The 20,062-nt window shown below is 73.2% G+C and carries 14 protein-coding genes; 9 read left to right on the forward strand and 5 right to left on the reverse strand.

The window, feature by feature from the left end; all coding sequences use genetic code 11:
* Window positions 1-6: 6 nt before the first annotated feature.
* From AXF14_RS05765 to AXF14_RS05780, 4 genes are read left to right on the forward strand one after another with little or no spacing between them, the layout of a single operon-like run.
* Complete coding sequence (locus AXF14_RS05765; RefSeq protein WP_084355390.1) at window positions 7-1,779, forward strand: anchored repeat ABC transporter, substrate-binding protein; 1,773 nt, start codon at window positions 7-9, stop codon at window positions 1,777-1,779.
* A complete protein-coding gene (locus AXF14_RS05770) occupies window positions 1,776-2,846 on the forward strand; it encodes a choice-of-anchor M domain-containing protein (RefSeq protein WP_067941592.1) in 1,071 nt (356 codons plus the stop codon). Before AXF14_RS05765 ends, AXF14_RS05770 begins: the two co-directional genes overlap by 4 nt.
* Window positions 2,839-3,573 carry an anchored repeat-type ABC transporter ATP-binding subunit gene (locus AXF14_RS05775; protein WP_067941594.1) on the forward strand — a complete coding sequence of 245 codons (735 nt, stop codon included), beginning with the start codon at window positions 2,839-2,841 and terminating at the stop codon, window positions 3,571-3,573. The genes AXF14_RS05770 and AXF14_RS05775 overlap by 8 nt, the downstream gene beginning before the upstream one ends.
* Window positions 3,573-4,556: an anchored repeat-type ABC transporter permease subunit gene (locus AXF14_RS05780; protein WP_084355391.1), complete on the forward strand. Its 984-nt coding sequence runs from the start codon at window positions 3,573-3,575 to the stop codon at window positions 4,554-4,556. Before AXF14_RS05775 ends, AXF14_RS05780 begins: the two co-directional genes overlap by 1 nt.
* Here the strand turns inward: AXF14_RS05780 and AXF14_RS05785 are convergent.
* Window positions 4,550-4,903 (reverse strand): heavy metal-binding domain-containing protein, encoded by a 354-nt coding sequence (locus tag AXF14_RS05785; protein ID WP_067941596.1) that lies wholly within the window; start codon window positions 4,901-4,903, stop codon window positions 4,550-4,552. The two genes, AXF14_RS05780 and AXF14_RS05785, sit on opposite strands and share 7 nt — an antisense overlap.
* 220 nt (window positions 4,904-5,123) lie before the next feature.
* On the opposite strand from AXF14_RS05785, the gene AXF14_RS14430 reads away from it, so the two are divergent.
* A complete protein-coding gene (locus AXF14_RS14430) occupies window positions 5,124-5,456 on the forward strand; it encodes a hypothetical protein (RefSeq protein ID WP_236756053.1) in 333 nt (110 codons plus the stop codon).
* Between the two features lie 15 nt (window positions 5,457-5,471).
* Here AXF14_RS14430 and AXF14_RS05795 read toward each other — a convergent pair whose 3' ends face one another.
* The gene (locus AXF14_RS05795; protein WP_067941598.1) at window positions 5,472-5,999 is read right to left on the reverse strand and encodes a SprT-like domain-containing protein; all 528 of its coding nucleotides are present in this window, start codon (window positions 5,997-5,999) and stop codon (window positions 5,472-5,474) included.
* 141 nt (window positions 6,000-6,140) lie between these two features.
* Between AXF14_RS05795 and AXF14_RS05800 the strand changes: the two genes are divergently transcribed.
* The 3 genes from AXF14_RS05800 (at window position 6,141) to AXF14_RS05810 (ending at window position 10,079) form a co-directional block, all read left to right on the forward strand.
* Window positions 6,141-7,055: a PfkB family carbohydrate kinase gene (locus tag AXF14_RS05800; RefSeq protein ID WP_067941600.1), complete on the forward strand. Its 915-nt coding sequence runs from the start codon at window positions 6,141-6,143 to the stop codon at window positions 7,053-7,055.
* Between the two features lie 66 nt (window positions 7,056-7,121).
* Window positions 7,122-8,171 carry a hypothetical protein gene (locus AXF14_RS05805; protein ID WP_236756055.1) on the forward strand — a complete coding sequence of 350 codons (1,050 nt, stop codon included), beginning with the start codon at window positions 7,122-7,124 and terminating at the stop codon, window positions 8,169-8,171.
* A gap of 375 nt (window positions 8,172-8,546) precedes the next feature.
* Complete coding sequence (locus AXF14_RS05810) at window positions 8,547-10,079, forward strand: phospholipase D-like domain-containing protein (RefSeq protein WP_067941602.1); 1,533 nt, start codon at window positions 8,547-8,549, stop codon at window positions 10,077-10,079.
* 235 nt (window positions 10,080-10,314) lie between these two features.
* Here AXF14_RS05810 and AXF14_RS05815 read toward each other — a convergent pair whose 3' ends face one another.
* Both AXF14_RS05815 and AXF14_RS05820 read right to left on the reverse strand, forming a co-directional pair.
* Window positions 10,315-15,132: a DUF3418 domain-containing protein gene (locus AXF14_RS05815; protein WP_084355392.1), complete on the reverse strand. Its 4,818-nt coding sequence runs from the start codon at window positions 15,130-15,132 to the stop codon at window positions 10,315-10,317.
* A 50-nt stretch (window positions 15,133-15,182) separates the two neighbouring features.
* The gene (locus tag AXF14_RS05820) at window positions 15,183-17,666 is read right to left on the reverse strand and encodes a DUF4143 domain-containing protein (protein ID WP_084355393.1); all 2,484 of its coding nucleotides are present in this window, start codon (window positions 17,664-17,666) and stop codon (window positions 15,183-15,185) included.
* Window positions 17,667-17,850: 184 nt separating this feature from the next.
* On the opposite strand from AXF14_RS05820, the gene AXF14_RS05825 reads away from it, so the two are divergent.
* Window positions 17,851-19,038: an endonuclease/exonuclease/phosphatase family protein gene (locus tag AXF14_RS05825; protein ID WP_067941609.1), complete on the forward strand. Its 1,188-nt coding sequence runs from the start codon at window positions 17,851-17,853 to the stop codon at window positions 19,036-19,038.
* A 143-nt stretch (window positions 19,039-19,181) separates the two neighbouring features.
* Here AXF14_RS05825 and AXF14_RS05830 read toward each other — a convergent pair whose 3' ends face one another.
* Window positions 19,182-20,006: an alpha/beta hydrolase gene (locus AXF14_RS05830; protein ID WP_067941610.1), complete on the reverse strand. Its 825-nt coding sequence runs from the start codon at window positions 20,004-20,006 to the stop codon at window positions 19,182-19,184.
* Window positions 20,007-20,062 lie beyond the last annotated feature (56 nt).

Raw genomic sequence — 20,062 nt, forward strand, 5'->3', positions numbered from 1 at the left:
CTGCCAGTGACCTCCTGCCGCACCACTCGCCCCCGGCGGGTCGGACCCAGGGCGGCGGCGGCCCTCGCCGTCGCCGCCCTGGGCCTGGCGGGCTGCGCCGGGCCCGCCCGGCTCGGCGCCGTCGACCCCGCCCACGACGGCGAGCTCCGCGTCGTCACCACGACGGGCATCCTCGCCGACCTCACCCGCCACGTCGCCGGCGACCGCGCCACCGTCACGCAGATGGTGCCCGACGGCGCCGACCCGCACTCCTGGGAGCCGTCCCTGCGCTCCGTGCGCGACGTCGCCTACGCCGACCTCGCCGTCTCCAACTACCTGCTCCTCGAGGAGCACTCCATCATCCGCACCCTCGACGCCAACCTGCCTCCCTCCGCAGTGAGCGTCTCCGTGGCCGAGGCCGCAGCCAAGCAGGGCGCGACGATCCTGCCGCTCGTCGAGGACCGCTCCCTCGACACGATCTGGCTCGGCATGCGCGTCCTCGGCGACGGCGCCGCCCTCGGCGCCAACCGCTCCTCCACCATCGACCTCACCGCCACGAAGGTGGAGGGACCCGGCGACGCGAGCGCCTACCTCACCACCTCCTTCGGCGCCCCCGAGGTCGGCTTCTCCACCGACGACGGGCTCACCCCCGCCTCCGACGACGCCGACCCGGGCCCCGACACGACGGTCCTGCCCGCCGACGCCCACCAGCACATGAGCTGGGCCTTCACCCGGCCCGGCGTCTACCGCGTGACCTTCGCGCCGCGGCTCCACGCCGCCGACGGCACCACCAGCGAGCTGCGCCCCGCCACCGCCGTCTTCGCCGTCGGGGTCAGCGGGGACGAGGTCGCCGCCGCCGAGGGCCGCACCGTCCTCGACGCCGGCCACGCCGACGTCACCGTCGACCTCACGACCGGCGGCACGGACCTCGCCGTCGACGCCTCCTCCCTGCCCGAGGCCCTCAAGGCCGCCGCGACCCCCGTGAGCGCCGACGAGGACCCGGCCGCGCACGCCGCCGGCACGAGCACCGTCGAACTCGACGACGTCGTGCTCTCCGTCCCGCCACGGACCCTCACCCAGGTGCCCGGGACGAGCGGCTTCCGCTTCCTCGGGAAGCCCGGGGACCCCGTCTACGTCCTGCCGCAGGCGGTCCTCGGCAAGCACGTCCACGGCGACATCGACCCGCACCTGTGGCACGACGTCCACAACGCCGAGGCCTACGTCCGCGTCATCCGCGACGCCCTCATCGGCGTCGACCCCGACGGCGACGCCGAGTACCGCGCCAACACCGACTCCTACCTCGCGAGGCTCGACGCCCTGGACGCCGAGGTCACCCGCACCATCGACACGATCCCCGCCGGCCGGCGCCGCCTCGTCACGACGAACGACGCCTACGGCTACCTCGCCCACGCCTACGGCCTCGAGGTCGCCGGCTTCGTCGCGCCCAACCCGGGCGTCGAGCCCTCCGTCGCCGACCGGATCCGGCTCACCGCGACCCTCGAGGACCTGCGCATCCCCGCCGTCTTCCTCGAGCCCAACCTCGCCAGGACCCGTTCCACGCTGCGGACCGTCGCCGAGGAGTCCGGCGTCGAGGTCTGCCCCCTGTACGGCGACACCCTCGACGCCCGGGCGCCCGGGTACGAGGACATGATGCGCGCCAACGCCCGGTCCCTGGCCCGCTGCCTCGGCGGGGACCCCGACAGCCCCGGCGCCGCGCCGCCCGCCGCGACCTCCTCGGCCGCGCCCACCGCCACGGCCGACCCAGCCCCCGCCCGCCCCGACCCGATGGAGACCCCATGACCGTCCCCTCCCGCCCCGCACCGGCGGCCCGCGCCCGCTCGCGCCGCCCCGAGCGCGTCGTCGCCGTCGCGACCGCCGCCCTCCCCCTGTCCCTCGCGCTCCTCGTCGCCCTCGTCCTCCTGGCTCTGCCCGTCCCGCGGGCGGCCGCCGACGAGACCCCGGCCCCCGACCCCGCCCTCGCCCAGACCGTCACCGGCGACGAGGCCACCGCCCAGGGGCCCGCCGTCGTCGACGCCGGGCACGTCGACGTCGGCCCCCGCCTCGTCGACGGGAAGTGGCGCGTCATGGCCCGCGACGACTCCGGCTCCGAGCCCGTGTGGCGCGACCCGGACGAGCTCGTCCTGCGCGTGAGCGACGCCGCCCTCATGGACGCCCCCACCGACGAGGCCTACTCCTTCATGGGCGCCTCCGGCGGTGAGCGCTGGTACGTCATCCCCCAGACGCAGAACCAGCAGGTCGTCTGCCTGGGGTGGAACACCCAGGACCCGGGCGTCGTCGACGCCGTCGACCGCGGCGCCACCATGAGCATCGGCCCCGTCCAGGGCCCCGGCAAGAGCTGGCTCTTCCTCCAGAACGGCACCTTCGGCCAGCCCCTCCTCCTGGTCGACGGCCAGAAGGACGCCCCCCAGGACGTGTGGGTCGACGCCAACACCCACGTCCACGCCAACTGGGCCTTCACCGCCCCCGGCGTGTACACGGCACGCCTCACCTTCTCCGCCGACACCAAGGACGGGAAGCACGAGACCGCGACGACGACCCTGCGCTTCGCGGTCGGCGACGCCACCTCCACCGACGAGGCCCTCGCCGCCGCCGCGCCCGCCGCCCCGAGCGCCGCCGCGACCGGCAGCCCGACGAGCGGCTCGACGGCCGTCGCCACCGCCTCCCCGGGCAGCGCGGGCAACGCCGCGGACGGCACGGACGACGGCGCCACCGGCGTGCGCACGGCCGCCGTCACCATCGGCGTCCTCGCGCTCGCGGCCGTCCTCGGCGCCGTCCTCGTCGTCCGACGGCACCGGGTCGTCGCCGCCGAGCGCGCCCGGGCCCACGAGGAGGAGACCGGTGAGTGAGCCCGTCCTCGAGGTCGCCGGCCTCGCCGTCGACCTCGGCGGCCGTCCCGTGCTGCGCGACGTCGACCTCGCCGTCCGGCCCGGCGAGCTCGTCGGCCTCATCGGCCCCAACGGGGCCGGCAAGACGACCCTGCTGCGCTCCGTCCTCGGGCTCGTCCCGAGGTGCGCGGGCACGGTGAGGACCGCGGACCCGACCTCCCGCGTCGGCTACGTCCCCCAGCGCCACGAGCTCGCCTGGGACTTCCCGGTGAGCGTGCGCGACGCCGTCCTCGGCGCTGTCGCCCTGCGCCTGGGCCTCCTGCGCCGCCCCCGGCTCGCCGAGCAGCGGGCCGTCGAGCGCGCCCTGACCCGCACGGGCCTCCAGGACCTCGCCGACCGCCCTGTCGGCGAGCTCTCCGGCGGCCAGAGGCAGCGAGTCCTCGTCGCCAGGGCCCTGGCCCTCAGCCCCAGGCTGCTGCTCCTCGACGAGCCCTTCACGGGCCTGGACATGCCGACGCAGGAGATGCTCGGCGACCTCTTCCGGCTCCTCGCCGACGAGGGCTGCGCGGTCCTCATGACCACCCACGACCTCATCGCCGCCCGCGCCCAGTGCGACCGCCTCGTCCTCGTGTCCGGGACGGTCGTCGCCTCGGGGACGCCGGCCGAGCTGGGCGACGCCGAGCCGTGGCGCCGCACCTTCCGCGTCCGCCCCGACAACCCGCTCCTCGCCGCCCTCGGAGTCTCCTGATGCTCACCCCGATCGACTTCCTCAACGACCTGTTCAACCCCGTCCTCGCCTTCCTGCCGCGCGCCCTCCTCATGGCGGTCGTCTGCGCGGTCGTGTGCGGGGTCGTCGGCGTCCACGTCGTCCTGCGCGGCATGGCCTTCATCGGCGACGCCGTCGCCCACTCCGTCTTCCCGGGCCTCGCCGTCGCCTTCCTCGTGGGCGGCTCCCTCGTGGTCGGCGGCATGGTAGCCGGCGTGACGACGGCGGTCCTCGTGGCGCTGCTCTCCCAGAACCGGCGGCTCAAGGAGGACTCCGTCATCGGGGTGCTCTTCGTCGGGGCCTTCGCCCTCGGCGTCGTCGTCATCGCCCGGGCGCCCGGCTACTCGGGCAGCCTGGAGAGCTTCCTCTTCGGCTCCATCACGGGCGTGCCCGCCTCGGACGTTCCGGTGGCGCTGGGCGGGGGAGCGCTCGTCCTCGCCGTCCTCGCGCTCCTGCACCGGCCGCTCACCGCGGTGAGCCTGGACAGGGAGACGGCGCGGGCCGCCGGGCTGCCCGTGCTGGCGCTCGACGTCGTCCTCTACGTGGCGGTCTCGGTCTCCGTCGTCATCGCCGTCCAGACCATCGGGAACGTCCTCGTCCTCGCCCTGCTCGTCACCCCGGCGGCGACGGCGCGGCTCCTCACGGACAGGCTCACGACGATGCTCTGGCTCGCGCCCCTGCTGGGCTCCCTGGCCGGGGTCCTCGGGCTCTACCTGTCCTGGTCCGCGGACGTGCCCACCGGCGGCACGATCGTCCTCGTGCTCACCGCGGGCTTCGTCCTCGCCTGGGTCGGGGCGCCCCGGCACGGGGCGCTCGCGCGGATGAGGGCCCGCCGCCGGCCCGAGGGCGGGACGAGCGGCGTCGCGGCCGCGGCCTCCGCCCACGAGGAGCCGGAGGCCGCCGATCAGGTACCGGCGCCGGCACCGGCCGCCCTGCCGGCGGCGGCCGGCACGGCGGCTCAGTAACCGACGCTGGGCTGCTGAGCCTGCTGCTGGGAGAAGCGGACGGCGGTGCCGGAGGCGGTCACCATGAGCATGCCGTTGTCCGAGCCGAGCGTCTCGTAGTCGATGTCGACGCCGACGACGCCCTCGGCGCCGAGCTCGGCGGCGCGCTGCACCATCTCCGCCAGCGCGGTCTCGCGGGCCTGGATGAGCTCGCGCTCGTAGCCCTCGGCGCGGCCGCCGACCAGGTTGCGCAGCCCGGCGCCGATGTCCTTGAACATGTTGACCCCGGCGATCGTCTCGCCGCAGACGACGCGGAGGTACTGGGTGACGGGGTGGCCCTCGACGGTGGGGGTGGTGGTGACGATCATGGCGGGCCCTCCTGGCTCTCGGTGCTCGTCCCCGGACGGGCCGGGCGCCGCGGCGGGGCCGCCGTCGGCACGACCATCATCGGGGAGAGTGGCGGCGCGCGTCCTCGTCCTGGAGGGCGAGAGGTCCCCGACGGCGCCGACGAGCCGGGGCGCCCGCCGTCGCCTAGCCTGGCCGCACCCCTCGCGGCCGGCCGGCCGCGCCCCTCCCGAAGGCGAGACCATGACCGTCCAGAACCCCGAGCCCCAGCAGGTCCCGCAGGCACCCGCGGGCCAGTACCCCTCCGCCTACGACCGCGGCGTCTACCCCGTCGCCGTCCAGAACCCCGGCGCGACCGGCGACGGCGTCGGCTCCTGGATGCTCGCCCAGCTCATCTCCGCGATCCCGGTCGTCGGCTTCATCTACCTGCTCGTCGTCGCCTTCGGCGGCACGCCGTCGCTGTCCCGCCGCAACTGGGCCCGCGCCCTGTTCGTGTGGCAGATCATCGGCGTCGTCGTGGTCGTCGCCCTCGTGGTGGGCGGCGTGCTCAGCGCCAACGACCTCCCGCAGGGCTGACGGCCGCGCGGCGGCTCAACGGCGCCGGGCCGCCTCGCGCCGCGCCCGGCGCAGCGTCGCCGCGTAGCGCGGGCCGATCTCCTCGGGGCCCATCGCGACGCCGTCGCGCGTCCACGTGAGCAGGTGGTCGAGGCTGAAGCGCCGCGCGCACCGCGAGCAGGACAGGGGCGTGGCCGGGCGCCGCACCCGGTTGACCGTGTGCCCCGCCGGGCAGGTGCCCGTCCACCGGCCCTCGACGCGCGGCGCCTCCGCCGCGATGAGACGCCGACCGTTGGAGCCGAGGCGCCTGGCCTCGGCGGCCCACACGGCGTCGTGGCCGTGGGCGGCGCCGACGCGGGCGTGGGCGATCTCGTGGAGGACGGTCTCGCGGACCTCGGCCTCGTCGTAGAGGGCCATGAGGTGGCGGGACAGCGTGATCCGGTGACGGGTGTGGTCGGTCTGGCCCGCGCGGCGGCGCGCCCGGTCCAGACCGAGCCCCCAGTCCCCGACGCCGTGCTCGACCATGAGGGTGCGCGCCAGGTCGAGGACGTCGGGCAGGTTCATGCCGCGAGGGTAGCCGCGGCGGTCCCGGTGAGCGCACCCGGCCGGCGCCGGCTGTGGAGAGCGGCGGGCGGCCGAGGGCGCCGACGGCGCGGAGGGTGAGAGGATGGGCCCCGCACCGCCAACCGCTGCAAGGGAGCACTCGTGGGACGCGTCATCGTCGTCGGATCGATCAACCAGGACGTCACCGTGCAGGTCGACCGCCTGCCCGAGCGGGGCGAGACCCTCACGGGGCGCTCGGTGACCCACCGCCTGGGCGGCAAGGGCGCGAACCAGGCCGCCGCCGCGGCCCACGGCGGGGCCGAGACCCTCTTCGTGGGTGCGGTCGGCGGGGACGCCTCCGGGGCCGCGCTGCGCGAGGAGCTCGCCTCCCACGGGGTGGACGTCTCCCACCTGGCCGATGCCGACACCACGACCGGCACGGCCTTCATCACGGTCTCCGCGGACGGGGAGAACACGATCGTGCTCGAGGTGGGCGCCAACGGCCTGGTCGGCGGGGACGCGCTCGACGCCGTCGAGGGCCTCGGCGCCGGGGACGTGCTCGTCCTGCAGGGCGAGGTCCCTCCGGCCGCCAACGCCGCCGCCGTCGCCGCGGCCAAGGCCGCAGGCGCTCGCGTCGTGCTCAACCTGGCGCCCGTCTACGACGTCGCGGACGAGGTCCTCGCCGACGTCGACGTCCTCGTCGTCAACGAGACCGAGGCCGGCCTGACCGCCGGTGCGCCCGCTCCCGCGGGCCCTCAGGAGGCGCTGGACCTCGCCGCGACCCTCATCGGGCGCGGGCCCGCCGCCGTGCTCATCACCCTGGGCAAGCAGGGATCCGTGTGGACCGACGGCGACGAGTCCGGGGCCGTCCCGGCGATCGACCTCGGACCCGTGGTCGACACGACGGGTGCGGGCGACGCCTCGGTGGGCGTCCTGGCGGCGGCGCTGGCCGCGGGCTACCCGCTGGGCGAGGCGGTCGGGGCCGGCATGCGGGCCGGCTCCACCGCTGTGCTGGGCGCGGGTGCGGCCTCCTCGTACCGAGCCATCGAGCCGCTCGAGCCCGCGCCCGCCCGCTGAGCCCCGTACCGGCTGCGCCGTTGCCCGAGGCGGCGCCCCCGAGCACCCTGTGGCAGAGTAACGGCGATGTCACAGCGCCCGACGCCCCGCACAGGCGGGAGGCACACCGTCCCCCGGACCGCCCGCGCCGGCGGGGCGCGCGGCCACGGCGACCGCCTCGCCGCCGCCGGTCGCGGCGCGTCGAGAACCCGGGACGCTCGCGGCGCCTCGAGCCGCAGCGCCGGCGACGGGCGGTCCGCCTCCGCGCGCCGAGTCCGCGAGCAGCGCCGTCGCACCGTCCGGATCCTGCTCATCGCCTTCCTCACGACCGTCCTCGTCGGCGTGGCCGCCGTCGCGGTCCTCCATGAGGAGGAGCCCGCGAGCGTCGCCACCGCGAGCCCCACGCTCACCGCTCCCGTGCCCATCGAGCTCGACATGACCGGCTGGGACGCGACCCGCATCATCGACGACGACGTCTTCTTCGACGCCACCACCATGAACGAGGAGCAGGTCGCCGCCCTCATCGCCAAGGTCAACACCGGCTGCCGCGCCGGCCGCGGCGGCACCCCCTGCCTCGCCGACGCCACCTTCACGACCGCGGACGTCGCCGCGACCACCTACTGCCCCGGCGGCTACGAGGGCGCCCAGGACGAGCCCGCCGCCGCCGTCGTCTCGAAGGTCGCCGCCTCCTGCGACGTCAACCCGCAGGTCCTCCTCACGCTCCTGCAGAAGGAGCAGGGCCTCCTCACCGCCTCAGGGGCGCAGCTGACGGCCTCCGACTACGAGATCGCCACCGGCTACGGCTGCCCCGACGGCTCGGACTGCGACCCGCAGTACGAGGGCTTCTTCAACCAGGTCTACGGGGCCGCGAGCCTGTTCCAGCACTACCGCCTCTCGCCGGGCTCCTTCGAGGTGGTCGCCGGGCAGCCGGCCGACGTCGCCTACTCGCCGGACTCGAGCTGCGGCAGCGCCTCGCTCACCGTCCAGAACGAGGCGACCGCAGGGCTGTACAACTACACGCCCTACCAGCCCGACGCCGCGGCCGCCGACGGCGGTGACGACTGCACGAGCTGGGGCAACTGGAACTTCTACGGCTTCTTCCGGGCCCTCTTCGGCGACCCGACGCCGTCCGCCTGAGAGGCCGCGAGACGTCCGGGAGTGAGCACGGTCGCAGTTTCCAGGGTCTTCCCAGGGCGGTTCACGGGATTCTCCCAGGATCGACCGGCATACTTCTTCGTGCCGTCGGACAGCGGTGATCCTGAGGTACTGGGGAGTGCTGATGACGGATCGCCACTGAGCCCGGAGCCGCAGCCAAGGGAATGCGGACCGAGTGCCCGGCGAAGGAGTGCCAGCACCCGGCATGGGAACCGGGGCGCTGCCTCGACGCGAAGGGCCCGCCCGGATGATCCATTTCCGGTCGGGCCTTCGCCGTGCCCGGGACCCGCGCCGGATCGCCGCCTCCTTCCCCGAGCGGGCGTCCGGCCGTGGCACAACGCGTGACATCATGACCGCATGGAGCTGACGTGGGTCGAGGTCGCCACCCGGACGTGGGTGGTACTCGAGTACCTCATCAAGATCGCCGCGCTCGGCACCGTGCCCGAGAACCGGCGGCCGTCGTCGTCGACGGCGTGGCTCATGCTCATCTTCCTGCTCCCCGTCGTCGGCCTGCCCCTCTACCTCCTCCTCGGCTCCCCGTGGGTGCGCGGGCGTCGTTACCAGGAGCAGGTCACCGTCAACGAGTCCGCGCTGCGCCTCACCTCCCGGATGCCGCTCACCCCGCAGGGCGCGGACCCCTCGCCCGTCCTCGACTCGATCATCTCGATGAACCGCCGGCTCACCGGGCTGCCCTGCGTCACCGGCGAGACCATCGGCCTCCACGGCGACGCGGCCGAGACCTACGCGGCCATGGCCCGCGAGATCGACAAGGCCGAGCACCACGTCCACGTCGAGTTCTACATCCAGAGCTGGGACGAGATCACCGACGTCTTCTACTCCTCCCTCCAGCGCGCCGCCGCCCGCGGCGTCACCGTCCGGCTCCTCGTCGACCACCTCGGCTCCCGCAAGTACCCCGGTTGGCGCAGACTCGGGAAGCGATGGGACGACGCCGGCATCGAGTGGTACCTCATGATGCCCCTCCTGCCGCTCCAGGGCCGCTGGCGGCGCCCGGACCTGCGCAACCACCGCAAGATCCTCACCATCGACGGCCGCCGCGCCTTCATCGGCAGCCACAACGTCATCGACCCGACCTACAGGCTGCGCTCCAACCTCCGCGCCGGACGCACCTGGCACGACCTCTCCGTCGAGGTCACCGGAGAGGTCGTCATCGAGGCCGAGGCCGTCTTCGCCATGGACTGGTACTTCGAGTCCGGCGAGCAGCTCGAGGCCTTCGACCTCTCCGACGGCGACCTCTCCGAGCGCCTGCCCGAGATCCTCGGCGAGGCCGACGCCGTCGTCGGGGACCCCGCCCCGCAGCCCGAACGGCCCGACGCCGTCGTCAACGCCATGCAGCTCGTGCCCTCGGGCCCGGGGTACCCGACCGAGCCGAACCTGCGCATGTTCCTCGGTCTCATCCAGAACGCGACGCGGCGGGTCTCCATCACGAGCCCGTACTTCATCCCCGACGAGTCGCTCCTGTCCGCGATGACCTCGGCGTCCTACCGCGGCGTCGACGTCGAGCTCTTCGTCGGCAAGGAGTCCGACCACGTCATCGTCAACCACGCCCAGCGCTCCTACTACGGGGCGCTGCTCGCCGCGGGCGTGCGCATCTACCGCTACCCGGCCCCCACGGTCCTCCACGCCAAGTACATGACGGTCGACGACCAGGTGGGCGTCATCGGGAGCGCCAACATGGACTTCCGGTCCTTCGGGCTCAACTACGAGGTCATGCTCCTGGCCTTCGGCGGGGACCTCGACGACCTCCTGCGCCGCAACGACGACGTCTACCGCGAGACCTGCGTCGAGCTGACCGCGGAGGAGTGGGCGAAGGAGCCCTGGTACCGCCGCTACGTCGACAACGTGTGCCGCCTGGTCTCCGCGGTGCTCTGAGCGGGTCTGCGCCCGACTCACAGGCTCAGCACAGGTCAGCGCAACACCCGCTCAGACGCGGGGTGTTCTCTTGTTCCAGTGATCGGGGCGGGCGTCCCGGCGGGCAGGGAGACCCCCGCAGGAGGACGCCGGCCCCGATCTTCGCTGCTCACCGGCACCGTGCGCCGGGCAGGGGCGCCGACGGCGGTGCGGGGGCGCGACGCGAGCGGTCACCGCCCCCGGGCGGCGGGGCGCCTCAGACCTTGGCGAGGAGCTTGTTGACCCGCTGGGGGCTCACCTTGCGGCTCGTCCCGAGGGTCTGCGCGAAGAGGCTCACTCGGAGCTCCTCGATGAGCCAGCGCGCGTCCTCCAGGACCGCCTCCCGCTCCTCGTCCGCGGGCAGGGCGGCGGCGCGGGTGCGCGCCTTGTCCAGCGCCGCCTCGGCCTCGCGCACCTGGTAGGCGAGGGCAGCGTCCTGGCTCGGCGAGGACTCCGCCTTCTCGACCCGCATCGCCAGCGCCCGCAGGTACCGCGGCAGGTGGGCGAGCTCGCCCGCGGGAGTCTCCGAGACGAAGCCCGGGTGGACGAGGACCGCGACGTGCTCTCGGACCTCCTGCAGCGCGGACAGCAGCGCGAGGCTCGTGTGCGCGCCGACGGCCCGCTCCACCTCCCGCTGCGCGGCGAGGGTCTTGGCGACCGTCCGGGCGACGGCGTAGACCTCGTCCTCGAGCTCGGCGCGCATGGCGGTGACGAGCTCGCCGAAGACGCCGCGGTCGCGCACCTCCGCGAGCGGCTGCCCCGAGGAGGCCGCCCAGCGGGCCGCGACGACGCGAGCGGCGGCCAGCTCGACGTCCTCGACGAGGGCGTCCGTCGACCTGTACGGGCTGGCGGCCAGCGCCAGGGACTCCGTCGCGTTCCACCGGCTCGTCACCCGGCCCGTCGCCAGGAAGGTGCGCGCGAGTGCCAGCGCCGTGACGCCGGCGCCGTGCGAGCGGTGCTGCGCGGTCGCGTCCGGGAGGATCGTGAGGTCCGCGGTGCGCGCCGAGGCGGCGACGAGTGTCGGGTAGCCGCGCACGACCAGCCCTGCCGTCCCCGTGGACTCCACGGTCGCGGGGATCGTCGAGCCCTCCGGCTCGAGCAGCCCGGGCACCTTGCTCGGCCAGTCCGTGAGGCCCTTGCGCTCGGCCAGTCCCTTGCGGATCCCGCCGCTGCGCCCGGAGACGTCGACGCCGGCGCCCGGGACGCTGCCCGGGGTCGCGGAGGAGGCCCCGTCGCGGCCGCCCTGACGGACCTGCGCGGCGTCGTCGGATCGACCTGCGCGGCCCTTCCGGCCCTTCCTCCCGCGCTTCTTGGCACGGCTGCTCTCGCGGTCCTGGGCCTCCTGCATCGCCTGGGCGAGCGCGCCCTTGACGGCGGAGCGCACCGCCTGCTCGGTGCGACCGGACAGGCGCTTCTGCAGGGCGACGAGGTCCTTGCCGCGGCCGATCTCCCGGCCGCGGGCGTCCAGCGCCGCGAAGGAGACGCGCAGGTGGTCGGGCAGGCGCGCCTCGAGCTTCGCCCAGTCGGCGTCGGTGACCTCGACGTCCTTGAGACGGCGCACCGTCGCCGCGAAGGCCTCCTGGAAGGGGACGGCCGGGGCGGAGGCGCCCTCCGGCGTCGGGTACTCCTCGCGCATCGCCGCCCACACCTGGGCGCCGACGTCGGGAGCGGGCACGAGCTGGCGGCGCACCCGCTTGGGGAGCGACCGGATCGCGCCGACGACGAGCTCGGGGCGCATCCCGGGCACGAGCCAGTCGAAGCCACCCGGCTGCAGACGCCCCAGGACCTCGACGGGCACCTGGACGCTCACGCCGTCGTCGTGACGGCCCGGCTCGAAGACGTACTCGAGGCCGAGGGTGAGGTCGCCCTGGACCCACGTGTCCGGGTAGCCGTCAGCGTCGTCCCCGCCCGGCAGCAGCAGCTCGCGCGTGTAGTCGAACAGGTCGGGGCGGCGGCCCTTCTCCCGCTTCCACCAGGCGTCGAAGTCGTTCGCGCCGGTGACCTCCTCGGGGAGGCGCTCGTCGTAGAAGCGGAAGAGGGCCTCGTCGCCGGCGAGCAGGCCGTGCTCGCGGCGGCGGGACTCGACGTCGGAGAGCTCCTCGACGAGGTCGCGGTTGCGCTCGAGGAAGCCGTGGCGAGAGTGCCAGTCGCCCTCGACGAGCGCCGAGCGGATGAACATCTCCCGGGCGACCTCGCGGGCCGCGGGCGTGCCCACGGAGGCGAGCGTCGCCGGGCGGTCCGCGGCGAGCGTCATCCCGTAGAGGAGGACCTTCTCGTGAACCATCGCGGCGCCGGGCTTGGTCGACCAGTAGGGCTCGCCGTAGACGCGCTTGAGCAGGCCCGCGCGCTGGGCCGTCTCCTCCACCCAGCGCGGGTCCACCTTCGCCACCGTGCGGGCGAAGAGGCGGCTCGTCTCGACGAGCTCGGCGGTCATGACCCAGTCGTAGGTCTTCCTGCGCAGGCCCGAGCCCGGCCAGATGATGAACTTCGTGCCGCGGGCGCCGGCGTACTCGCGGCGCCGCTCGTCCCAGGAGCCGACGTTGGACAGGAGCCCGACGAGCAGGGAGCGGTGGATCGCGTCGGCGTCCGGGGTGTCAGCGCTGCGGCCGAGCGCGACGACGGCGGCCGCGACGTCCCCGTGGGCGATCTGCGCCGCGTGCGAGCCGGGCTCGAGCGCCTCGCCCGCGGCGCGGATGGAGCGCGCCGTCGGCAGCTCGACGGGGGAGGCGTCCAGGCCCAGCGGACGGGCCAGCTGGCGCAGCTGCTGGTGCACGTCCTGCCACTCCCGCACGCGCAGGTAGTGGAGGAACTCCGCCTTGCACATGCGGCGGAAGGCCGAGCCGGAGAGCTCGCGCTGCTGGGTGCGCAGGTAGCGCCAGAGGTTCAAGTAGGTGAGGAAGTCGCTCGTCACGTCGGCGAAGCGGCGGTGCATGGCGTCGGCCTGCTCCTGCTTGTCGGCCGGGCGCTCGCGGACGTCCTGGATGGACAGGGCGGCGACGATGACCATGACCTCGCCCGCGCAGCCGAGCTCGCCCGCCTCGAGGAGCATGCGGCCCAGTCGCGGGTCGATGGGCAGGCGCGCCAGGCGGCGGCCGACCTGCGTGAGGCGCGGACCCCGGCGCGAGGAGTGGGAGCCGCGGGACTCCGGCTCGTCGTCGTCGCGGGAGGCGCGCCGACGCCCCGAGTCCGGCTCGATGGCGCCGATCTCCGTGAGGAGCTGGACGCCGTCGCGCACGGCCCGCGGGTCGGGGGAGTCGATGAAGGGGAAGTCCTCGACGGCGCCCAGCCCGAGGCTCGCCATCTGCAGGATGACGCTCGCGAGCGAGGTGCGCAGGATCTCCGGCTCGGTGTACTCGGGGCGGGAGAGGTAGTCCGGCTCCGAGTAGAGGCGGATGGCGATGCCGTCGGCGACGCGGCCGCAGCGGCCGGCGCGCTGGTTGGCGCTGGCCTGGCTCACGGGCTCGATGGGGAGGCGCTGGACCTTCGTGCGGTTGGAGTAGCGCGAGATGCGGGCAAGGCCCGGGTCGACGACGTACCGGATCCCGGGGACCGTCAGCGAGGTCTCGGCGACGTTCGTGGCGAGCACGATGCGGCGCACGCTGTGGTGCTCGAAGACGCGGTGCTGCTCGGCGGCGGACAGGCGCGAGTACAGGGGGACGACCTCGACGGCGCCGACGCTGCGGGCCCGGCCGTCCGGGCTGTAGCGGGGACCGAGGTGGTCGATGAGCGCGGACTCGGTGTCGCGGATGTCCCGCTCGCCGGCGAGGAAGACGAGGATGTCACCCGGTCCGGCGGCCATGAGCTCGTCGCAGGCGTCGAGGATCCCGGTGACCTGGTCGTGCGGCTCGTCCTGGGGACCGGTGGAGCCGGAGCGACCGTGGCCCTTGCCGTGGGCGCCCTGGTTGCGCGGGGCGAGTGAGGCCGTGTCACGTGAGGACAGGCTGTCAGCACGCGAGCGGACCTGCTCGCGGCGGGCGCGGGCGGCGGCCCGGACGGCCGGGTCCGGGGAGGTGAGGGCCTCGAGCTCGTCGTCGGTGAGCTCGCCCGCCGGGGCGGTGCCGTGGGTGCGCTCGCGGGGCTCCGCGGATGAGGCGGAGGCGCCGCCTGCGCCGGAGGGGACGTCCTCGCCGTCGTCGGGATCGAGCGGGCGGTAGCGGATCTCGACGGGGTAGGTGCGCCCGGAGACCTCGATGACGGGGGCCGGCGCCCAGCCGGTGAGGGCGCCGCTGTCGGCGGGAGCGCTCTCGCCCGGGCCCTCGGGGGCCGCGCCGGACGCGGCGCCCGACTCAGCGCCGCGGGAGACCGGGTGGCCGAAGTGCTCGGCGAAGCGCTCGGAGTCGATCGTCGCGGAGGTGATGATGACCTTGAGGTCGGGGCGCTGGGGGAGGAGCCGCGCCAGGTAGCCCAGGATGAAGTCGATGTTGAGGCTGCGCTCGTGGGCCTCGTCCACGATGATCGTGTCGTAGCGGCGCAGCATCGGGTCGGACTGGATCTCCGCGAGCAGGATGCCGTCCGTCATGAGCTTGACGAGGGTGTTCGGGCCCGTCTCCTCGGTGAAGCGGACCTGGTAGCCGACGACGCCGTCGCGCCCGATCGGGGTGCCCAGCTCGCTCGCGATGCGCTCGGCCACGCTCCGGGCGGCGATGCGGCGGGGCTGGGTGTGCCCGATCATCCCGGTGACGCCCCGGCCGAGCCCCAGGCAGATCTTCGGCAGCTGGGTCGTCTTTCCCGAGCCGGTCTCGCCCGCGACGATGACGACCTGGTTGTCGCGGATCGCGTCGGCGATCTCCTGACGGCGCGAGGAGACCGGGAGCTCCTCGGGGTAGACGAGCGCGGGGACGCTCGCGGCGCGCTCGGCGAGCTGCTCCTCGGAGAAGCCCGACCACTCGCGGCGGCCCGAACGGCGCCCGCGTTCGGAGCGGCCCTTGCGCCCGTCGTGGCCGGACCGGCGTCCCCGGGCGCTGCCGCGGTGCTCGTCGGTGCGGCGGTCGTCCGCGGCGTCCGTGTGCGTCTCGGTGCTCGTCTCGTTGCTCATACGGCTGCCCATTCTCCCCCACGGTTGCCCGGGGAAGGATGCGGCGTCGATCAGGCGGAGAGGTTGTGGCTCCATGTCTCCGCCGACTGGCGCATTGACTGGACGGTGTTGAGCATCTTCCGCATGGTTGCCGCGGCGGGGCGGAGGGAGCGGGAGAGGACGGAGAGTTGCCCGATCTGCACGTCGAGCACCGGGATCTGGGCGTCGAGCTCGCCTAGCTTGACAGAGCCCGCGACGGCTGACACGGCCTCCAGCATCGCCGCGGTCAGTCCTGGATCCTGAGCGACGCGGGTCAGGGTCACCGCTCGCGTGAGGTCCTCGTCAAGTTGCGCCCACGCGTTTGACAGTTGGTCCGCTGCGCTGTCGGCGGCGCGGCGGCTCGGCTCGATCCGATGCGCCGCCGAGGTCAGTGCCGCGCTTGAGACCCCGTTCTGCGGAATGGATTGGATCGCCTCCTTGAAGCGTTCCATGAACGCATCGGAGGTGGAGGCGAAGGCGTCAGCACTCGCCTGGAGCGCTCGCATGTCGGGCCCCTGGAGATTTTCCATTGTCGTCACGAGGTCGGTCTGCGCAGGCGAGTCGTCCTCCTGGGTCTCGGGCGACGAGACCTCATCCGTTCTTGGAGCCTCGTCGCTCAGTGCGCGGACCCGACTCGCAAGGGCGCGAGCCACCTTCTCCGCTGTGGCGCGGAAGGCCGGAGAACCCGGCACGAGCTCGTAGAGAGGCGTGTCTGCCTCCAGCCACTGGTGAGCGGCGATCTCCTCGCGCATCTGTGTGACGACGGCGTTACCCGCGAGGTCGGGCTCATCCCACACCGGGTCGAGCACGAGGAGCGTGAGGAGGCCGTCGTACCCGGCCGCGCTCGTCGTCGTCCTGAAGGTCGTGAACTCGCGCTGGCACGCCGCTGACCGGACGTACTGAGGCGTCACCATGGCAAGGAGGAAGGCAGTGCTCGCGACCTCACGGTCCAAGCGCTCCTGCCACCGTTCCCCCCACCCCAGCGCGTCATGGTCGATAAAGAGTTCGATCGGACTGCCGAGGAACCTGCACGCGCTCTCGACCTGCCGTGCGAAGGCGGTCAGGAGCCCGTCAAGATACTCGTCGTCGTCGTGCACGTAGCTCAAGAAGACCCTAGGGCGCTCCAGTGGTGCGGGTGAGACGGGGGCTTCGCGGTGCGGTGCGGCTGGGCTTGGTAGTTCCTGTGAGGCTGGGGTGGTCTTGGGGCTCGCTGGTGCAGATGGTGGTGTCATGATGGTCTCCAATGTTGTGGCGCGTATCAGAGCGGACATGGGTAGGGCCCAGATGTTGTCGCCAAGTTGCTTGAGTGTGCTGCCGGTGTAGACGACGAAGCCGCGTTCCAATCCGCCGTGCTCACGGGCGGCCCGCAGCCCTCGAAGGTCAGACGGAGACACCGATGAGGCGAGCTTGACCTCGAAGCCGACACGACGATCGCGGTCGTCCCGGAGGACGAGGTCGACCTCTCTCTGGGACTTGGCGTCCCTCCAGTAGAAGGCTTCCGTTCGTAGGCTCGCCCAGTCCTGTGCTGCAACAATCTGGTTGACGACCCAGCTCTCGAGCACCTGGCCGAGGAGCTCGGTTTCGGCGCCCACGTTATGTCCAGCCCGGTCGAGCGACTCGCACGAGCTCGACGTGTCCACGGGGTGGATCTTGGGTGGATGCTTGGTCGTCCGTGAAGCTCCGGCACGGAGGTTCGGTAGCTCGTGCACGAGAAAGCGTCGTCGAAGGACATCGACGTATCGGCGTGCCGTCCCTGTGTCGATCGCGAGGTCTTGGGCGACGCGCGTGTAGTTGAGGATCCCGCCTGGCGTGCGCAGGACGTCGTCGAGGACTCTGAGTGCGAGGCCGGCGTCGACGCGCCCGTCCGAGGGGAGGACCTGGTCGCCCAAGATGGCGAGATGGTCGGATGTGATCCTGGCGTAGAGCGCTCGCGTGTCCAGGGGGAGTGACGGCAGGGCGTACGAGGGGACCCCTCCGGTCCGGAGGGCTTGAATGATCGTAGTGCGCGGTGTTGGCTCGACGTCGCCCGGGTGGAGCACTCCGTCGAAGCAGAGGTCGACGAAACTCGGAACGGGCTGACCTGCTGGAGTGGTGAGCTCGACTGAGCTGAAAGGGTGTAGCCGGAGTCGCGATGAACGACCAGCTAAGGGGTCGCTGCCTGCCATGGTGCCCCGCCCGACTGAGGCGGAGCCGGTGAGGAGGAGGTGGTGTCCTTCTGGGAGCTGGTCGACGAGGTCCTTGGCGGCGATGCTGACCTCGGGAACGACCTGTGCCTCGTCAATGACGGCTGGGAGGCTGAGCCCCTCTAGCCAGCCTGCAGGATCAGCTTCGGCCTGTCGACGTGTGCTGGGGTCGGTCAAGGTCTCGTACGAGGCGTAGACACCTTCGTGCTGAAGGTGACGAGCGAGGGAGGACTTGCCGACGGCGCGCCGCCCTTCAAGGATCACGACCTGGTTGTTAGCGCGCAGGGACAGGGTCTGTTCGATGGCGCGGGGGCGGTAAGAAAACGACGACATGATCGATAGGATAGCTTATCGATAGGGAAGTTAGCGGGTTGCGGCAGCGAAAATTCGATGGCTAACACTTTGTTATGCCTTTCGCAGTAGTGAAGTACTGGGGAGTGCATCTACGATTCGGCCGGCACGCGCCGCACCGGTCGCGGTCATCCCGCTGACACGTGCCGCGGGCCAGCATGTCCCCATGAGCGCCCACGACGACGGCACCGAGCCGCTCCTCGACCTCAAGGAGGCCGCACCCGCCCCGCGCCCCACGGTGTGGCAGCGCCTGCGCCGCGGCACCGGCTGGTTCCTCGCCCTCGTCCTGTCCGCCCTCGCCGTCATCAGCCTCTGGCCCGACCTCCTCGCTCCCCGCCTCGCCCTCTCGGAGATCTACCCCCTCACCCAGGTCATCGCCCTGCGCAGCGTCATGGCGCTCGGGCTCGCCGTCCTCGGCGTCATCGTCACCGTGGCGGCCGTCGTGCGCACGGTGCGCCGGGAGGGAGGCCAGCGCACGAGCGTCGTCGGCATCGTCCTCGTCATCGTCGCCGGCATGCACCTCTGGGCCCTCGACCAGCGCGGCCTCGACCTCCACGGAGCCCTCCCCGAACGCGACGTCGCCACGGACTCCGCCTCCTGGGACGGGGAGGTCACCGTCTACTCCTTCAACACCTACAAGTCGCAGGCCGGCCTCGTCGACCTCGGCGTCTCCGTGCGCGGGACCGGCGCCGACGTCGTCGTGCTGCCGGAGACTGACGCCTCCTACGGCGTCCGCCTCGCCCAGCTCCTGGCCCAGGACGGCTACCGCTTCCGCGTCTTCAGCTCGATCGGGGACACGACCTCCGGCATCGACCCGACGACCGTGACGGACCCGAGCGCCCTCGGCTCGGACACGGTCGCGACGACGGTCCTCGTCTCCACGGGCCTGGGCGACTACGAGCGCGCCGATCGCCCGGCGGGCCTCGGCGCCGGGAACCTCGTTCTCGCCCCGGTCGGCGGCGCCGCGCTCAACGGGCGCACCCGGCCCACCATCGTCGGGATCCACACCGTCGCCCCCGCCGGGGACGGGACCCGCGCCGGCTGGCTGTCCTCCGTGAGCGCCGCCGCGGCGCAGTGCACGAAGCAGGGCAGCGCGACGATCGTCGCCGGCGACTTCAACGCCACGCTCGACCACGAGCCCATGCGCGACCTCGACGGCTGCTCCGACGTCGCCTCGGCGACCGGGACCGGGGGCCTGGCCACCTGGCCCGCGTCCTCTCGCACGGCGCTGCTCGGCGCCACGATCGACCACGTCATCGTCAACCGGACGACGTGGCTGCCCCAGTCCTCGAAGGTCCTCGACGTCGAGGGATCGGACCACCGCGCCGTCGTCGCCGTCGTCAGCCCCCGCTGACCGCGAGATCGGGACATCCTGATCCTGAGGTCGGGACATCGTCACCGTCAAGCCGGGAGCTGTGGATAACCGCCCGATCTCGAGGTCAACACGTCCCGATCTCGGCGAGGGGGAGGGGAGGGGGGTGAGTGGACGGGTGCGGCTCAGCGGAGGCGCTGGGCGACCCAGGCCGTGCCGAGCCGGGCGACCTCCGCCTGGGCGGCGTCGACGTCGTCGGCGTGCACCTGCACGAGCCTCGAGCCGTCGCGCAGCAGCGCGAAGCCCTCCGCGGCGGCCGAGGCGGTGTCCGGGAACTCGTCCGTGAGCGCTCCGTGCAGCATGAGCACCTGCCAGGGCAGGTCCTTCATCGTCGTCTCGACCTTCTGGAGGGAGACGTCGGCGAGCGTCTGCTTGGACAGGACGTTCCACTCGCGCGCGTTCGGGTTGTCGTCGACCAGGCGCGTGAGCCCGTGCCTGTCGAGCTCGTCGAGCTGGTCCGGGGAGAAGACGTTCTCCCACAGGATCGACTGCGGTCCGACGACGGCGCCGACGAGAACCGCGGTGAGCACCCGCTCCGGGCGGGCGAGCAGGGCGGCGGTCGCGCCGAAGCCGTTGGCGTGGACCGCCTGACGGCGCCAGCCGTGCTCGTCGAGCCAGCCGGAGACGGCCTGGAGGTCCTCGACCTCGCCCGCCAGCGTGATGACGTCGTCCTCCGAGTCGCCCAGACCCGAGAAGTCGAACTGGAGCGTGGCCAGACCCGCCTCGCGGTAGGCCGCGGAGATGAGGTCGAGACGGTGCGACAGCCCGTGACGGTCGGTGAGGAAGTCGTGGCAGAGGATGACGACGCCCTCGCGGCGGTGCGGGACCGGCGATCCGGCGGCTAGGAGGGCGTCGACGGCCTCGAGGTCGACGGGGTCGGCGCCGTCGGGCAGCAGCATCGTGGCCGCGAGCGAGACGCCGCGGGTGGTATCGATGCGCAACTCGGTCATGACACCAACCTATGACGGGTCAAGCGGCAGGTCACGGGCATGACGGGTCCGTAAGA

The sequence above is a fragment of the Actinomyces radicidentis genome, from assembly GCF_001553565.1.
GTDB classification, from domain to species: domain Bacteria; phylum Actinomycetota; class Actinomycetes; order Actinomycetales; family Actinomycetaceae; genus Actinomyces; species Actinomyces radicidentis.

What these genes read in the sequence shown, in the direction of transcription:
- AXF14_RS05820 (WP_084355393.1), bottom strand. Translation starts at nt 17,666, where the DNA reads ATGTCGTCGTTTTCTTACCGCCCCCGCGCCATCGAACAGACCCTGTCC.
- AXF14_RS05795 (WP_067941598.1), bottom strand. Translation starts at nt 5,999, where the DNA reads ATGAACCTGCCCGACGTCCTCGACCTGGCGCGCACCCTCATGGTCGAG.
- AXF14_RS14430 (WP_236756053.1), top strand. Translation starts at nt 5,124, where the DNA reads ATGACCGTCCAGAACCCCGAGCCCCAGCAGGTCCCGCAGGCACCCGCG.
- AXF14_RS05815 (WP_084355392.1), bottom strand. Translation starts at nt 15,132, where the DNA reads ATGAGCAACGAGACGAGCACCGAGACGCACACGGACGCCGCGGACGAC.
- AXF14_RS05770 (WP_067941592.1), top strand. Translation starts at nt 1,776, where the DNA reads ATGACCGTCCCCTCCCGCCCCGCACCGGCGGCCCGCGCCCGCTCGCGC.
- AXF14_RS05810 (WP_067941602.1), top strand. Translation starts at nt 8,547, where the DNA reads ATGGAGCTGACGTGGGTCGAGGTCGCCACCCGGACGTGGGTGGTACTC.
- AXF14_RS05830 (WP_067941610.1), bottom strand. Translation starts at nt 20,006, where the DNA reads ATGACCGAGTTGCGCATCGATACCACCCGCGGCGTCTCGCTCGCGGCC.
- AXF14_RS05785 (WP_067941596.1), bottom strand. Translation starts at nt 4,903, where the DNA reads ATGATCGTCACCACCACCCCCACCGTCGAGGGCCACCCCGTCACCCAG.
- AXF14_RS05825 (WP_067941609.1), top strand. Translation starts at nt 17,851, where the DNA reads ATGAGCGCCCACGACGACGGCACCGAGCCGCTCCTCGACCTCAAGGAG.
- AXF14_RS05805 (WP_236756055.1), top strand. Translation starts at nt 7,122, where the DNA reads ATGTCACAGCGCCCGACGCCCCGCACAGGCGGGAGGCACACCGTCCCC.
- AXF14_RS05780 (WP_084355391.1), top strand. Translation starts at nt 3,573, where the DNA reads ATGCTCACCCCGATCGACTTCCTCAACGACCTGTTCAACCCCGTCCTC.